The sequence below is a fragment of the Streptomyces sp. NPDC050617 genome (assembly GCF_040654795.1).
GTDB lineage: Bacteria > Actinomycetota > Actinomycetes > Streptomycetales > Streptomycetaceae > Streptomyces.
Genome location: NZ_JBFAIS010000022.1, coordinates 54,606 through 69,163, shown reverse-complemented (window position 1 = coordinate 69,163; position 14,558 = coordinate 54,606). Strand labels below are relative to the sequence as shown.

13 protein-coding genes are annotated in these 14,558 nt (G+C 71.4%); 7 read left to right on the top strand and 6 right to left on the bottom strand.

The window, feature by feature from the left end:
- The first annotated feature begins 110 nt into the window (after positions 1–110).
- Entirely contained in the window at positions 111–593 is a 483-nt protein-coding gene (locus tag AB0I49_RS26485; protein ID WP_363229591.1) for a MerR family transcriptional regulator, read from the top strand.
- 7 nt (positions 594–600) lie between these two features.
- Positions 601–1,617, top strand: coding sequence for an aldo/keto reductase (locus AB0I49_RS26480; protein ID WP_363229590.1), 1,017 nt, complete (start codon positions 601–603; stop codon positions 1,615–1,617).
- A gap of 40 nt (positions 1,618–1,657) precedes the next feature.
- On the opposite strand, the gene AB0I49_RS26475 is transcribed toward AB0I49_RS26480, so the two are convergent.
- The 5 genes from AB0I49_RS26475 to AB0I49_RS26455 all read right to left on the bottom strand — a co-directional run bounded on the left by AB0I49_RS26475 (position 1,658) and on the right by AB0I49_RS26455 (position 6,734).
- Positions 1,658–2,344 carry a response regulator transcription factor gene (locus AB0I49_RS26475; RefSeq protein ID WP_363229589.1) on the bottom strand — a complete coding sequence of 229 codons (687 nt, stop codon included), beginning with the start codon at positions 2,342–2,344 and terminating at the stop codon, positions 1,658–1,660.
- Positions 2,341–3,648, bottom strand: coding sequence for a sensor histidine kinase (locus AB0I49_RS26470; protein ID WP_363229588.1), 1,308 nt, complete (start codon positions 3,646–3,648; stop codon positions 2,341–2,343). Before AB0I49_RS26470 ends, AB0I49_RS26475 begins: the two co-directional genes overlap by 4 nt.
- 62 nt (positions 3,649–3,710) lie before the next feature.
- Complete coding sequence (locus AB0I49_RS26465) at positions 3,711–4,574, bottom strand: DUF4429 domain-containing protein (protein ID WP_363229587.1); 864 nt, start codon at positions 4,572–4,574, stop codon at positions 3,711–3,713.
- Positions 4,575–4,728: 154 nt separating this feature from the next.
- Entirely contained in the window at positions 4,729–5,952 is a 1,224-nt protein-coding gene (locus AB0I49_RS26460) for an alpha/beta hydrolase (protein WP_363229586.1), read from the bottom strand.
- A 98-nt stretch (positions 5,953–6,050) separates the two neighbouring features.
- The gene (locus AB0I49_RS26455) at positions 6,051–6,734 is read right to left on the bottom strand and encodes a TetR family transcriptional regulator (protein ID WP_363229585.1); all 684 of its coding nucleotides are present in this window, start codon (positions 6,732–6,734) and stop codon (positions 6,051–6,053) included.
- Positions 6,735–6,849: 115 nt separating this feature from the next.
- Here AB0I49_RS26455 and AB0I49_RS26450 point away from each other — a divergent pair, with 115 nt between their 5' ends.
- Complete coding sequence (locus tag AB0I49_RS26450) at positions 6,850–8,454, top strand: MFS transporter (RefSeq protein WP_363229584.1); 1,605 nt, start codon at positions 6,850–6,852, stop codon at positions 8,452–8,454.
- 199 nt (positions 8,455–8,653) lie between these two features.
- Positions 8,654–9,031, top strand: coding sequence for a peptidase inhibitor family I36 protein (locus AB0I49_RS26445; RefSeq protein ID WP_363229583.1), 378 nt, complete (start codon positions 8,654–8,656; stop codon positions 9,029–9,031).
- A gap of 425 nt (positions 9,032–9,456) precedes the next feature.
- Here the strand turns inward: AB0I49_RS26445 and aceE are convergent, their stop codons facing one another.
- Entirely contained in the window at positions 9,457–12,204 is a 2,748-nt protein-coding gene (gene aceE / locus AB0I49_RS26440) for a pyruvate dehydrogenase (acetyl-transferring), homodimeric type (protein ID WP_363229582.1), read from the bottom strand.
- A gap of 478 nt (positions 12,205–12,682) precedes the next feature.
- Between aceE and AB0I49_RS26435 the strand changes: the two genes are divergently transcribed.
- The 3 genes from AB0I49_RS26435 (at position 12,683) to AB0I49_RS26425 (ending at position 14,557) form a co-directional block, all read left to right on the top strand.
- The gene (locus AB0I49_RS26435) at positions 12,683–13,123 is read left to right on the top strand and encodes a DUF3052 domain-containing protein (RefSeq protein WP_363229581.1); all 441 of its coding nucleotides are present in this window, start codon (positions 12,683–12,685) and stop codon (positions 13,121–13,123) included.
- 259 nt (positions 13,124–13,382) lie between these two features.
- Positions 13,383–13,841 carry a peroxiredoxin gene (locus AB0I49_RS26430; RefSeq protein ID WP_363229580.1) on the top strand — a complete coding sequence of 153 codons (459 nt, stop codon included), beginning with the start codon at positions 13,383–13,385 and terminating at the stop codon, positions 13,839–13,841.
- 140 nt (positions 13,842–13,981) lie between these two features.
- Positions 13,982–14,557, top strand: a complete 576-nt coding sequence (locus AB0I49_RS26425; RefSeq protein ID WP_363229579.1) for a TerD family protein — start codon at positions 13,982–13,984, stop codon at positions 14,555–14,557.
- Position 14,558: the final 1 nt, after the last annotated feature.

The following is a 14,558-nucleotide window of genomic DNA, read 5'->3' as shown; positions in this document are numbered from 1 at the left end:
CATGGCGACGAGCCTAACCCGCTCAAAATTCGGTCAAGGATCCGCTTGCTTGGAGTGCGCTCCAAGTCTCTAGCGTTGAAGAGCCGCAGCAGGGGCGAAGGGGGAGTGGCATGACAGTGACCGAGACAGAGACCGGGACCGGAGCGGCCAGGACCGCGCGGCCGGGCTGGTGCCTCGCGGTGGAGGAGCGCCCGCGGCCCGCCGGACGGGGCGAGTACACGATCAGCGAGGCGGCCGCGTACACCGGGCTGTCGGCGCACACCCTGCGCTGGTACGAGCGGATCGGGCTGATGCCGCACGTCGACCGCTCCCACACCGGCCAGCGCCGCTACGACGACCGCGACCTGGACTGGCTGGACCTGGTGGGCAAGCTGCGGCTGACCGGCATGCCGGTCGCCGACATGGTCCGCTACGCGGAGCTCGTGCGGGCGGGCGAGGAGACGTTCGCGGAGCGCGAGCGGCTGCTGACCGCCCACCGGGAGGACGTACGCAAGCGGATCGCGGAGCTCCAGAGCACCCTCGCTGTCCTCGACTACAAGATCGACGTCTATGCCGACGCCCGCCGGGTGTCCGAGGCGTCCGAAAGGGCCTGATGCCTGTATGAGCACGGAGAAGATCGCACACGTCGCCCTCGGGACCGACGGCCCCCGCGTCGGGGTCCAGGGGCTCGGCTGCATGGGGATGAGCCACGCGTACGGCCCGGCCGACGCGGACGAGTCGCGGGCCGCCCTGGAACGCGCCCTCGAACTGGGCGTCACCCTCTACGACACCGCCGACCTGTACGGCGCCGGGGAGAACGAGAAGTTCATCTCGCCGTTCATCCGGGCGCACCGCGACGAGGTCGTCCTCGCCACGAAGTTCGCGCTCTCCGCCGACCCGGCCGATCCGGACAAGCGGATCATCGACAACTCGCCCGGGTACATCCGCGGGGCCATCGACGCGAGCCTGCGACGGCTCGGCGTCGAGCAGATCGACCTCTACTACATGCACCGCCGCGACGTGAACGTCCCGATCGAGGAGACGGTCGGCGTGATGGCGGAGCTGGTCGAGGAGGGCAAGGTCAAGCACCTCGGGCTGAGCGAGGTGACCGGCGCCGAGCTGCGCGCCGCGCACGCCGTGCACCCCATCGCGGCGGTCCAGTCGGAGTGGTCGCTCTTCAGCCGCGACGTGGAGCGCAGCGCGGTGCCCGCCGCCCAGGAGCTGGGCGTCGGCTTCGTCCCTTACTCGCCGCTCGGCCGCGGCTTCCTGACCGGCTCCTTCGCCAACGCCGACCAGGACCTGCCCGAGGGCGACTGGCGCCGCACGCAGCCCCGCTTCACCGGCGACAACGCGGCGGTCAACGCCGCGCTGCTGGAGCCCGTACGGGCCATCGCCCGCGACCACGGGGCGACGCCCGGCCAGATCGCGCTGGCCTGGGTGCAGCAGCAGGCGCGGGTGCGCGGGCTCACCGTCGTGCCGATCCCCGGCACGACCAAGCGGCGGCGCGTGGACGAGAACACGGCCGCGACGCGGATCGTGCTCGGCGACGACGAACTGGCCCGGCTGGAGCCGATCGCCGGCAAGGTCGCGGGCGGGCGCTACGCGGACCTCTCGTTCTCGTCGGCGGGCCGGGAGTAGTTCTCTCCCCGGCGGGGGCGCGGCTGCCCGCCGCCCCTCGCTACCGCTCGCCCGGAGCCACCAGCCCCGACTCGTACGCGAAGATCACGGCCTGCGCCCGGTCGCGGAGCTGGAGCTTGGCGAGGACGCGGCCGATGTGCGTCTTGACCGTCTGTTCGGCGAGGAACAGGGTCCCGGCGATCTCCTGGTTGGAGAGGCCGCGCGCGATCAGCTCCAGCACCTCCGTCTCGCGCGGGGTCAGTTCCCGCGGACGCGGTACGGGCGTACGGCGCGGGTCCGGGCGTTGCCGGGCGAACTCCTCGATCAGCCGGCGGGTGACGGACGGGGCGAGCAGCGCGTCGCCGCCCGCCACGACCCGTACGGCGGCGATCAGGTCGGCCGGCGGCGCGTCCTTCAGCAGAAAGCCGCTGGCCCCGACGCGCAGCGCCTCGTAGACGTAGTCGTCGACGTCGAAGGTGGTGAGCATCAGCACCTTCGGGCGGTGGTCCGCGTCCTGATCGTCCTCATCGGTGGTGAGGATCTGCTGGGCCGCCTCCAGGCCGTCCGTCTCGGGCATCCGCACGTCCATGAGGACCACGTCGGGGCGGACGCGGCGGCTCAGTTCGACGCCCTGCCGGCCGTCCGCCGCGTCGCCGACGACGTCGATGTCGGGCTGCGCGTCGAGCAGCGCGGCGAACCCCGCCCGCACCATGGCCTGGTCGTCGACGATGATCACCCTGATGGTCATGGGGCGGGGGATTCCTCTGCGGTGTCGTGGGCCGTATCGAGTTCTGCGGGGTCTGCGGGGTCTGCGGGGTCTGTGGGGTCTGCGGGTGCTGTGGGGCTTGCGGTGAGCGGGAAGCGCGCCGCCACGCGGAAGCCGCCGTCCGGCAGCGGGCCCGCCTCCAGCGTGCCGCCGAGCAGCCGGACGCGTTCGCGCATCCCGACCAGGCCGTGGCCCGTACCGCCGCTCTCCAGCGGCGCGCCGGGCGCGGGGGCCGGGGCGTTGACGATCACGACGCGCACACCCGTACGGTCCGAGGCGACCGACACACGGGCGGCCGCGCCCGGCGCGTGCCGCACCACATTCGCCAGGGCCTCCTGCACGACGCGGTACGCGGACAGGTCCACGGCCCCCGGCACGGCGACCGGGTCCGGGCCCGCCTCGACGGACAGGTCCACGGGCACCCCGGCCCGTACCGTCGACTCCGCCAGCCGGTCCAGCTCCGCCAGACCGGGCTGCGGCGCGCGCTCGCCGCCGCCCGCGCCCGTACCGTCCGTGCCGCGCAGCGCGCCCAGCAGCCGCCGCATCTCGGTGAGCGACTCGCGGGCGGTCGCGGCGATGGCGGCGAACTCCTCGCCCGTCTCGGGCGGCACGCCGCCGAGCCGGTAGGGGGCGCTGTCCGCCTGCACCGTGATCACGGACATGTGGTGCGCGACGACGTCGTGCATCTCCCGCGCGATGCGGGCGCGTTCTTCGAGGAGGGTGCGCCGGGCCCGCTCCGCCTCGCTGACCTCGCGCTGCGCGGCCAGCGCCCGGCGCGCCTCGCCGCGCTCGCGCACCGCGCCGGTCAGCAGCAGCACGGCGCCGGTGAGAAGGAAGAGCAGCAGCTGGGTGGCGTTCTCCTGGCGGGTCGGGAACAGCGCGGGGAGTACGGCCGTGGCGCCGGTCGCCGCCCCTACGGCGAGGAGCCGGCGGCGGCCCTCGCGGAGCCCCACGGCGGCGGTCACCAGGAGATAGCCGATCATCGCGGGCGGCGTCCACGGCCAGGCCCGGCCGTCCACGCCGTCGGCCGACAGCAGGACGAAGCCGCCCACGAGGTCGGCGGCGAACACGACGGCCCAGGCGGGCAGCGGGCGACGCAGCGCGAGGGGCAGCGGCACGGTCTGCGCGGCGGCGAGCGCCAGGGCGGCGGCGACGCCCAGCCGGTAGTCGTTCGCCAGCACGTTGAACGTGGACTGGAGCAGCCCGGCCGCCACCGCGCACGCGGCCACAGCGGGCAGCCACCGGGCCGCGCCGCGCCCGACGGGAGAGCGAGGGGAAGTGGACATGACCAGGTCAGCCTATGTGCTGCCGCCGAAGTCCGGCCCTGCCGCGCACCCCTGGGGCCCGGCTACAGCTCCGCGAGCAGTTCGGTCTTCTTGTGGCTGAACTCGTCGTCCGTGAGCAGCCCGGCCTCGCGCAGGGCGCCGAGGTGGCGGATGCGGTCGGCGATGTCGGCCGGGTCCGGGCGGGCCGCGGGGGAGCGCTCCGGGACGAGCGCCGGGGTCGCGGCCTGTACGGCCTCCAGGACCGCGGCGGCGAACGGCAGCGACTCGTGGGCGAGTCCGTAGCCCATGCCGAAGACGACGGCCGCCGGGTCCTGGTCGGCGGCGCCCGGCCGGTCCTCGGCGGTCGTACCGCGCGGCAGGAGCCGCAGATGGCCGTTGAATATCTCGGGGGAGCGCCACTCGACGCCGGACAGCCCCGCCACCTCGAAACGCTGGTCGCCGGCCTTCCACTTGGCGGTGGACGCGCCCGTCCAGAACCAGCGGAAGGACACGGTCTCGCCGTCGAAGAACGCCTTGGCGTCGTACGCCTTGAAGGACGGCGGCGGCGGGGGCGCGGCCACCAGATACCGCTCGGCCGCCGTGTCCGCCTCGGGGCCGAGCCGGGAGCGCAGCTCGTCGGCGTAGTACTCGGCGAGGGTCTCGCGCTCGGCGGGCAGCACCAGCCGGTAGGGGTCGCTGCCCTCCTTGAGCTGCCCGTCGGCGGCGTCGGCCAGCGGGTCGGCGCCGGGCCTCGGCGTCGCGCGCAGCACGACCGTGCCGCGCTTGCCCTCGGTCAGCTCGACGGACGCGAGCGCCTCATAGGGCACGCGGCGCTCACCGAGCGCCTGGAGCAGTTTCGGCGTGCGCAGCCCCCGTTCGAATCGGATGAGCACGGAGTCGGTGTCGAACTCCCAGACGGCGTGGAAACCGGCCAGCACATCACCCATGTGGTTCATCGTAGGCGGCGGTCGCCCGCCTGTCCCCCCTCCGGCGCTACGCGCGTAAAACCTCGTGACACGTACGTCCGCACACCCGGTGGCGTGTCCTGAAACATGCGTACGGGCGCGGGCGGCGCACCCGTCGGCCGGGTAGGCGCGCGCACTAGCTCAGGTCCGCGGCGCAGCTTCCGTCGTCCGCCGCGCACTGTACGGACGCGGCGGCGCCGACGCCGATCTTCGCGAAGTTCTCCAGGCTGACGGTGCCCGGCCGGAAGTAGCCGGGGTGGCCGACGGCTCCGTCGGCGGACAGCACGCGGGCGCCGAAGCCGGCGGAGACGGGGTCCGCGCCGTGGCCGAGGCCGCCCCACTCCATGTGCGGGATGTCCCGGATCCAGTCGTCGCGGTCGCGCATCGCCCAGATCCGGGCGCCGGTCCGCAGGTCGGACGCCCGGTCGGCGCGCATGCCGGGGCTGCCGGCGACCGCGATGTCGGAGACCTTGGCGGACAGGTCGCGGGCGGCGACGCCGCACACCACGGAGCCGTAGCTATGGCAGAACAGCGCGACGCGCGAGTCGTTCGGCAGGCCCCGGACCAGGGCGCGCAGCCGCAGCGCGCCCTCGGCGGCGAGCTTGCCGGTGGCCGCGTCCATGCCGAGCCCTGAGGGCGAGGTGTAGTCGGCCCAGGCGATGACGGCGGTGCTGACGGCGGGCCGGGCCCGGCGCTCGGCGTCGTGGAGCGCGGTGGCCATGCCGGCCGTGGCGGTGTACGGACGGGCCGTCTTCTCGTAGGTCAGCGCGGAGGTGTCGACGCCGGGCACCACGACGGAGACCCGGTCGGCGTGCGGGAGGTCGCCGAACACCTCGGCGACCCGCCCGGCTCCGCCGGGGTTGAACGCGAGGATCTGCCGGCCGTCGCGCATCAGCGAGGTGAAGCGGTGCATGCGGCGGTTGGCCTCGCCGCGGCCGAGCGGGGTGAGCCGCTGGTCGTGCGCGCGCTTCTCCTCGACCGCGCGGGCCCGGTCGAGCGCGACGCGGTTGGCGCGGTAGCGCAGCGGCACGGGCGCGCCGTTGAGGTTGCCGACGACCAGCGGGTAGCGGTTGACGAGATAGCTCAGCTGGCCGCCGGCGAGGCCGGCGAAGAACCGCGCCAGGGTGCTCGGCGGGCCGTTCGGGTCGGGCAGCCGGTGTCCGGCGAGCGAGCCGTGCAGCCAGGCGTTGAGCGAGGCGGCTCTCGCGTCGGGTTCCCCTCTGTGGCTCCGGATGGCGGTCCATCCGGTCGTGGCGAGCATGACGAAGACCACGGCCAGGGCGAGCAGCGCGCGCCAGACCGTGGCCGAGTTCGTCCAGGGCAGGGGGGAGGGAGCACCGAGCTCCGGGAAGGAAGTCACCGCGGGCCACCCTAGGAGAAACCCGGCGGCAGCCGCCAAGCGCGTGAGTCATCTCACGTTTGATAGCGGACAATTGTGCACAGGAGTGCGAGTCGGGGTCAGGTTCGGGGCGAGGTCCGCCAGTTCTTGGACAGGGCGGGTTCCAGGACGGCGAGATACCTCTCGGTGAGGTCCCGCATCGCGTTCGCGGTCCAGTCGTCGCCCTCGCCCCAGATCTTCCCCGCCACGCGCATCGCCCCGGCGAACGCCGCCACCAGGACGCGCGGCCGCGGGTCGGCGTCGATGTCCAGGCCCTCCCGGCGGGCGATCTCCTGCGCGATCCGCTCCTCCGTGTCGTACTGGCGGCGCAGATGGGTCGCGAGCAGCGCGGGCGTCGACTCGATCACCTGGTACATGCGCATGTGCAGCTGGGGCGGCGCGACCGCCTTCATCTCCTCGTCGATGGTGGCCCAGCCGTTCGAGACGGCGTTGCGCAGCGCGGTCATCGGCGGCTCGTGGGCGGGGCGGGCGCAGATCTCCGCGAAGAAGCGCGTCTCGATCAGGCCCTGGAGGGCGAAGGCGACGTCCTCCTTGCTGGAGAAGTAGCGGAAGAACGTGCGCTGGGAGACGTCGACGGCGTCGGCGATCTCGTCGACGGTCGTCTGCTCGTACCCCTTCGCCAGGAACAGCTCCAGGGCGGCCCGGATCAGCGCGTCGCGGGTCCGCCGCTTCTTGCGTTCGCGCAGCCCGCAGGGGCCGGCCGGCTGTCCGGCCGACAGTTCGGTCTCCTGTTCGGTCTTCACCGCTCGGCCCTCTCCTAGGCGGGTTTCCGCTGCTCACGATATCTGTGAGCGACATGACAGTTACCGACTCATGGGCGGGTTTGTCAATTGTCAGCCACTGCCATAATCTCGCGGTATGACGTCTCAGACCACCGTCGCCGACGCGGCGCCGGAACATCCCGTACCGGGGCCCCGGAAGGGGCTGCGGGGCCATCCATGGCTGACCCTCATCTCCGTCGCGATCGGCGTGATGATGGTCGCGCTCGACGGCACGATCGTCGCCATAGCCAACCCCGCCATTCAGAAGGACCTCGGCGCCTCGCTCGCCGACGTCCAGTGGATAACCAACGGCTATCTGCTCGCCCTCGCGGTCGCGCTGATCACCGCCGGCAAGCTCGGCGACCGCTTCGGCCACCGCCAGACCTTCCTCATCGGCATAGCCGGGTTCGCGCTCGCCTCCGGCGCGATCGGCATCTCCAGCAGCGTCGCGCTGGTCATCGTCTTCCGCGTGCTCCAGGGCCTCTTCGGCGCGCTGCTCATGCCGGCCGCGCTCGGCCTGCTGCGCGCCACCTTCCCGGCCGAGAAGCTCAACATGGCCATCGGCATCTGGGGCATGGTCATCGGCGCCTCCACCGCCGCCGGCCCGATCGTCGGCGGGCTGCTGGTCGAGCACGTCAACTGGCAGTCGGTCTTCTTCATCAACGTCCCGGTCGGCGCCATCGCGCTCGTACTGGGCCTGGTGATCCTCAAGGATCACCGCGCCAAGAACGCCGCCAAGTCCTTCGACTTCCTCGGCATCCTGCTGCTCTCCGGGGCCATGTTCTGCCTGATCTGGGCGCTCATCAAGGAGAACCAGTGGGGCGGCTGGGGCGAGCCCAAGACGCTTCTCTTCCTCGGCCTCGCGATCGTCGCCTTCGTGCTCTTCGCCCTCTGGGAGACCAGGGTCAAGGAGCCGCTGATCCCGCTGAGCATGTTCCGCTCCGTGCCGCTGTCGGCGGGCACGATCCTGATGGTGCTGATGGCGTTCGCCTTCATGGGCGGCCTGTTCTTCGTCACCTTCTACCTGCAGAACGTGCACGGCATGAGCCCCGTCGACAGCGGGCTCCATCTGCTGCCGCTCACCGCGATGATGATCGTCGCCTCGCCGATCGCGGGCGCCCTCATCACCAAGCTCGGCCCGCGCGTCCCGCTCGTCGGCGGCATGGTCCTGACCGCCGTCGCCTGCTTCGGGATGTCCAGCCTGTCCTCGGACTCCGGGAACCTGGGCATGTCCGTCTGGTTCGCGCTGCTCGGCCTCGGCCTCGCCCCGGTCATGGTCGGCGCCACCGAGGTCATCGTCGGCAACGCCCCGCTGGAGCACTCCGGCGTCGCGGGCGGCCTCCAGCAGGCCGCCATGCAGGTCGGCGGCTCGCTCGGCACGGCCGTGCTCGGCGCGGTGATGGCCTCCCGCGTCAGCAGCGACCTGCCCGACAAGTGGGCCGGGGCCGGGCTGCCCAAGCTCACGCCCGAGCAGATGTCCCAGGCGTCCGACGCGGTCGCCGTCGGCGTCGGCCCGGTGCCGCCGAAGACGCCGCCGCAGATCGCCGAGAAGATCACGGGCGTCGCGCATGACACGTTCGTGTCGGGCATGGGCTTCGCCTTCACCGTCGCCGGCATCGTGGCGGTCGTCGCCGCCGTGGTCGCGCTGTTCACCAAGCGCGGCGAGAACGCCGAGGCGGGAGCGGGCGCGGCGCACATCTGAGCCGTCCCCTGCCAGGGCCGAACCGGTTGCGGAACCGGTTCGGCCCTTTTGCCGTTCCGGCGCCGGCGAACGCCCGCGGGCGCGGCGCCCCCTATCCAGGTGAACCGCTCGGCGCCCTCTTGGCGGGCGCCGGGGCGCCCCGAGAGGCTCTGAGCCGCACACGCGCCGCCGGGGCGCGCCACACGGGGGAGCAACCCGCATGAACAAGACCGCAGTCGTCGCGACGCTGGCCGCCGCCGCGGCCGTACTCCTGCCGCCGACGGCCGCCGCCGTCCCCACGTCCGCCCCCGCCCCCAGGCTCGGCGCCTGCGCCGCCGGCCAGGTCTGCCTGTGGCCAAAGAGCGGCTTCCACGGCGCCCGCCAGACGCACGACCTGACCGACACGGACATCGACAGCTGCGAGCCCCTGCCCGCCGGCGCCTCGGCCGCCTCCCTCGCCAACCGCACCAGCCACCCCGTCACCGCCTACCAGAGCGCCGAATGCGCGGAAACCGGAGAATTCTCCACCTACCCGCCCGGCGCCTACACCCCCGAATCCCCGTACCGGGTCCGCGCCTTCAAGATCTGGGAACGCTGAGCCCCCGCCCCGCAGGCGACAGACCGCGTGAGCACCGGGCTCCGACGGCGCGAGCCCGGCCGCGGTGATGAGCGCCCCGTAAGGGGCGCGGGGAACTGCGCGATCAGCCACGCACGGCCCGCAGGCGGCGGACCGCGTGAGCACCGGGTTCCGACGGCGCGAGCTCGGCCGTGGTGATGAGCGCCCCGTAAGGGGCGCGGGGAACTGCGCGACCAGCCGCCCACGCCCCGCAGGCGGCGGACCGCGTGAGCGCCGGGTTCCGACGGCGCGAGCCCGGCCGCGGTGATGAGCGCCCCGTAAGGGGCGCGGGGAACTGCGCGATCAGCCACGTGCGGCCCGCAGACAAGCGCAGACGTAGAAACACCGGGCCCCGGCCGACGCGAAGTCGGCCGGGGCCCGGTGGGGTACGTACGGGCCGTATGGCCTTACGCGTCGCCGCCCGCGGCGCCCGGATCGGCCGCCGTGGCGTCGAGGAGCTGGTACCGGTCGATGGCCTGCTTCAGAGCCGACCGGTCGACCTTGCCGTCCTTCGCGAGCTCGGTGAGCACGCCCAGCACGATCGACTGCGCGTCGATGTGGAAGAAGCGGCGCGCAGCGCCCCTGGTGTCGGCGAAGCCGAAGCCGTCCGCGCCCAGCGACTGGTACGTGCCCGGCACCCAGCGCGCGATCTGGTCCGGGACGGCGCGCATCCAGTCGGACACGGCCACCTTCGGGCCCTCGGCGCCCTGGAGCTTCGTCGTCACGTACGGGACGCGCTGCTCCTCCTCCGGGTGGAGCAGGTTGTGCTCCTCGACCTCCACCGCGTCGCGGCGCAGCTCGTTCCAGGAGGTCGCCGACCAGACGTCGGCCTTGACGTTCCACTCCTCGGCGAGGATGCGCTGGGCCTCGACGGCCCACGGCACCGCCACGCCGGAGGCGAGGATCTGCGCGGGGATCGTGCCCTGCTCGCCCGCCTTGAAGCGGTAGAGGCCCTTGAGGATGCCCTCGCGGTCCACGTCGGCCGGCTCGGCCGGGTGCTGGATCGGCTCGTTGTAGACGGTGAGGTAGTAGAAGACGTCCTCGCCGGCCTTGCCGTCCGGGGTCTCGCCGTACATCCGGCGCAGGCCGTCCTGCATGATGTGCGCGATCTCGTAGCCGAACGCCGGGTCGTACGCGACGACGGCCGGGTTGGTCGAGGCGAGCAGCTGCGAGTGGCCGTCGGCGTGCTGGAGGCCCTCACCGGTCAGGGTCGTACGGCCGGCGGTCGCGCCCAGGACGAAACCGCGCGAGAGCTGGTCGGCCATCTGCCAGAACTGGTCGCCGGTCCGCTGGAAACCGAACATCGAGTAGAAGACGTAGACCGGGATCAGCGGCTCGCCGTGCGTGGCGTAGGCCGAGCCCGCCGCGATCAGGGAGGCCGTGCAGCCCGCCTCGGAGATGCCGTCGTGCAGCATCTGGCCGGACGGCGACTCCTTGTAGGCGAGCAGCAGCTCGCGGTCGACGGATTCGTACTGCTGGCCCATCGGGTTGTAGATCTTCGCCGTCGGGAAGAACGCGTCCATGCCGAAGGTGCGGTACTCGTCCGGGGCGATCAGCACGAACCGCTTGCCGATCTCCTTGTCCCGCATCAGGTCCTTGAGCACCCGGACGAACGCCATGGTCGTGGCGATCGTCTGGTGGCCGGAGCCCTTCTTCGCGGCCGCGTACGCCTTGTCGTCCGGCAGGTTCAGCGGCTTGGCCCGTACGACACGGGTCGGGACGTAACCGCCGCAGGACTTGCGGCGATCGTGCATGTACTGGATCTCTTCGGAGTCGCGGCCCGGGTGGTAGTACGGCGGGTTGCCGTCCTCCAGCTCCTTGTCGGCGATCGGCAGGTGCAGCCGGTCGCGGAACCGCTTGAGGTCCTCGGCCGTGAGCTTCTTCATCTGGTGGGTCGCGTTGCGGCCCTCGAAGTTCGGACCCAGGGTCCAGCCCTTGACGGTCTGCGCGAGGATCACGGTCGGCTGGCCCTTGTGCGCCTTGGCCGCCGCGTACGCCGCGTAGATCTTCTTGTGGTCGTGACCGCCGCGGCCCAGGTGCAGGATCTGGTCGTCGGTCATGTTCTCGACCATCGCGCGCAGCCGCTGGTCGTCGCCGAAGAAGTGCTCGCGGATGTACGCGCCGGTCTCGGTCGCGTACGTCTGGAACTGGCCGTCCGGCGTGCTGTTGAGCTTGTTGACCAGGATGCCGTCGCGGTCCTGGGCCAGCAGCGGGTCCCAGGAGCGGTCCCACACCAGCTTGATCACGTTCCAGCCGGCGCCGCGGAACTGCGACTCCAGCTCCTGCATGATCTTGCCGTTGCCGCGCACCGGGCCGTCGAGCCGCTGCAGGTTGCAGTTGACGACGAAGGTCAGGTTGTCCAGGCCCTCACGGGCGGCGATCGACAGCTGGCCGAGCGACTCCGGCTCGTCCATCTCGCCGTCGCCCAGGTACGCCCAGACATGCGAGTCGGAGGTGTCGGCGATGCCGCGCGCCTCCATGTAGCGGTTCATCCGCGCCTGGTAGATCGCGCCGAGCGGGCCGAGGCCCATCGAGACGGTCGGGAACTCCCAGAAGTCCGGCATCAGCCGCGGGTGCGGGTAGCTGGACAGGCCGTACGGGGCCTTCGACTTCTCCTGCCGGAACGCGTCGAGCTGCTGCTCGGAGAGCCGGTCGAGGAGGAACGCGCGGGCGTAGATGCCGGGGGAGGCGTGGCCCTGGAAGAAGATCTGGTCGCCCCCCTTGCCGTCGTCCTTGCCGCGGAAGAAGTGGTTGAAGCCCACGTCGTACAGCGAGGCCGAGGAGGCGAAGGTGGCGATGTGGCCGCCGACCCCGATACCGGGGCGCTGGGCGCGCGAGACCATGACGGCCGCGTTCCACCGGGTCGCGTTCAGGACCTTGCGCTCGATCTCCTCGTTGCCGGGGAAGAACGGCTCGTCCTTGGTCGCGATGGTGTTGACGTAGTCCGTGCTGCGCATCTCGGGCACGGCGACGCGCTTCTCGCGGGCGCGTTCGATCAGGCGAAGCATGAGGTAGCGGGCACGTTCCCGGCCTCGCTCATCGACGGCTGCGTCGAGCGAGTCGAGCCATTCCTGGGTCTCTTCGGGATCGAAGTCCGGGACCTGGCTGGGAAGGCCGCCAATGATGATCGGGTTGCGATCGGATCCGGAAGCCACGCTGTTCCTTCGCTGTTCGGGTCGTACGTGCTCTGCACGCGGTGATGCTGCGCACGCGATTGAATACTGTCCCTGCTGGCCGCGCCGCCTTCCATCGTGGACCGCGGCGGCGCAATCGTCACCTCTACCGAGTGGTAACCACCACTTCGCGAGGGTGCGGCCCGAGGCCGCCCGGCCGCGGACGGCCAAATCGCAACCATACGCCCCCTATGGAGGTCACCTGCGTACGGCCGTTCGGTCCTAGCTGTCACAATGGAGGGGTACAACTTCACAAACCGGGCAGATCGCTGTGGCGTGTGTCACTTGGCCCCGTTCCGTCATGGTTCGAGATGCGGCGAGACGGCCCCAAAGGTCACCGTTTCGGCGGTCTCCGAGGCCGGGTACTTGCGCGATCCGCCCGGCACGTGTGGACTACGCCCAATGCTTCGCGTACACGCGAGGTTCCAACGACTTATCGAAAGATGACAGGAGGCAATCCGTGAGCGCGACCGCGGACCACGCGGAGGAGCGGATCAACCCTGCCGCCAGGCTGGGTTTCGAGCCCGGACAGGTGGTCCAGGAGATCGGCTACGACGATGATGTCGAGCAGGAGCTCCGCGAGGGGATCGAGGCCGTCACGGGCCAGGAGCTCGTCGACGAGGACTACGACGACGTCGCCGACGTCGTCGTGCTGTGGTTCCGAGACGACGACGGCGACCTGACGGACGCGCTGGTCGATGCCATCGGGCTGGTCGACGAAGGCGGCCCCGTGTGGCTGATGACGCCCAAGACCGGCCGCGAAGGCTACGTCGAGGCCAGCGACATCAACGAGGCGTCGACGACCGCGGGTCTGTCCCAGACCAAGAGCATCAACGCGGGCAAGGACTGGAGCGGCAGCCGCCTGGTGACCCCGAAGTCCGCTCGTTCGAGCAAGCGGTAGCACCTCGGTCCCCGAGGCAATCGCCCCACTTCGCCGATCCGGTGCGCCCCGGCAGCCCAGCAGCTGCCGGGGCGCACCGGTGTGTACGGGCCCTGCGGGGGCGGGCCCGGCCCGTGCCCGAGGCCGTTCCGGGCCGGGGCGGCGGCAGTGACAGACTGGGCCGTGCATGCGCCGGCGCCGGACGGCGGCGACCGTCCGGAGCCGGTTCTTGTCGATACCGCAGACACTGTCGAAACTGTCGAGAGAGAGATGGCCACCCATGGCGATTGAGGTCGGTACCAAGGCTCCGGAGTTCGAGCTGAAGGACCAGCACGGGCAGAGCGTGAAGCTCTCCGACTTCCGCGGCGAGAAGAACGTCGTCCTGCTCTTCTACCCCTTCGCCTTCACCGGCGTCTGCACGGGCGAGCTGTGCGCACTCCGCGACGAACTGCCGACGTTCGTCAACGACGATGTGCAGCTGCTCGCCGTCTCCAACGACTCGCCCTTCTCGCTGCGGGTCTTCGCCGAGCAGGAGGGGCTGGAGTACCCCCTGCTGTCGGATTTCTGGCCGCACGGCGAGGCGAGCCGCGCGTACGGGGTATTCGACGAGGACAAGGGCTGCGCGGTGCGCGGCACCTTCATCATCGACAAGGAGGGCGTCGTGCGCTGGACGATCGTCAACGGCCTCCCGGACGCGCGCGACCTCAACGAGTACGCCAAGGCGCTCGAAGCCCTCTGACGCGCGAGCTGCACCGCGGGCGCCGACGCAAGAGCCTGCAATCGGTGGGAACCGGTCACTAGGATCAAAACGTTGATCGGATGCCATCGCACAACGGGGGCGCGGATCTCGCCGTCCCCTTCGAAACCTCTGGAGGACTCGTGGGAGTCAGTCTCAGCAAGGGCGGCAACGTCTCGCTGACCAAGGCAGCCCCCAACCTGACCGCGGTCATCGTCGGTCTGGGCTGGGACGCGCGCACCACCACTGGCAACGACTTCGACCTGGACGCCAGCGCCCTGCTGACGAACGACCAGGGCAAGGTCGCCAACGACCAGAACTTCGTCTTCTTCAACAACCTCAAGAGCCCCGACGGCTCCGTGGAGCACACCGGTGACAACCTCACCGGTGAGGGCGAGGGCGACGACGAGGTCATCAACGTGAACCTGGCGGGCGTCCCGGCGGACGTCGCCAAGATCGTGTTCCCGGTCTCCATCTACGAGGCCGAGTCGCGCCAGCAGTCCTTCGGCCAGGTCCGCAACGCCTACATCCGCGTGGTGAACCAGGCCGACGGCAGCGAGCTGGCCCGCTACGACCTCAGCGAGGACGCCTCGACGGAGACCGCCATGGTCTTCGGCGAGCTGTACCGCAACGGCGCGGAGTGGAAGTTCCGCGCCATCGGCCAGGGGTACGCCTCGGGCCTGCGCGGCATCGCGCAGGACTTCGGCGTGAACGTCTGAC